We start from the raw sequence: 841 nt of genomic DNA on the forward strand, positions 1-841 counted from the left end.
ATGAGCCAGCACTTAGACTACGCACGGCCTTCTTCGTTTTACCGTTCTTACGGTTAATTTGCTCGTTAAGTTTATCTTGAGCAAGGTGGTATTCAAGCTAACCGGACATCATAGATTCCAGAAAGTGATTCACCATTGGAGCCAGAACCCCATCGGTGCCAGTCTTTTTTTTTCCAGAATAAAGGCCGGCAATAGCCTCATTCTTAAAAGACTCAAAGTCAAATTCTTCTTGTGCCATAAGATATTATATTTAAATAAAGATAATGTTTATGACACAGTTCGCGATACACCCTCTATTTTTTTTAAAGAAATCTTTAAATTTCTTTTGTGTAATACTTGTTTCAATCATACGGAATACGATAGATTTATCTTTGTCGTTCAGCTCCGTAATGAGTCTTATCTGTCCATTGTACGATTTTATCCATAGTAATACTCTAGAATCTGGAGAACTTGTCCCATAGTACTGCCGAAGTCTCTATCTGTCCGTTCGCTATTTGGAGTAATGGGAAATTCCCAATCGACTTCGGCAGTTCCTTCTTTTTTCAGAATGTCTTTTATTTTCTTAAACGCTTGTTATTGTTGGTTAAACTCATAGTGAATACCTTATTATTTGCTTACCAATTAGTTCCCGGAATACAATAGATAACTGTAATTCAGAATTAATTGACCTATATTCTGCAGTAATATTCAGCGCTAACAGCTTCAGATCATATCGAAGTTGTTTAAACTTATTTACACAAAAAGAGTTCCGAGAAAATTAGCAAATTTGTATTGCAATTTAAATAACTAATAATCTGGAACTCATCAGTAAAGATAAAATAGAAAGGTGGATTTTACCTCA

General features: G+C 34.7%; 1 protein-coding gene and 1 pseudogene. Both read right to left on the minus strand.

Features of this window, described 5'->3' with window-relative positions:
• Positions 1–97 precede the first annotated feature (97 nt).
• Positions 98–238 carry a hypothetical protein gene (locus GNY06_RS00275; protein WP_166518305.1) on the minus strand — a complete coding sequence of 47 codons (141 nt, stop codon included), beginning with the start codon at positions 236–238 and terminating at the stop codon, positions 98–100.
• A 369-nt stretch (positions 239–607) separates the two neighbouring features.
• Positions 608–709 (minus strand): annotated as a pseudogene (locus tag GNY06_RS15375) (IS982 family transposase); the annotation flags it as partial.
• Between the last annotated feature and the right edge of the window lie 132 nt (positions 710–841).

The sequence above is a fragment of the Elizabethkingia argenteiflava genome (genome assembly GCF_009904105.1).
GTDB lineage: Bacteria > Bacteroidota > Bacteroidia > Flavobacteriales > Weeksellaceae > Elizabethkingia > Elizabethkingia argenteiflava.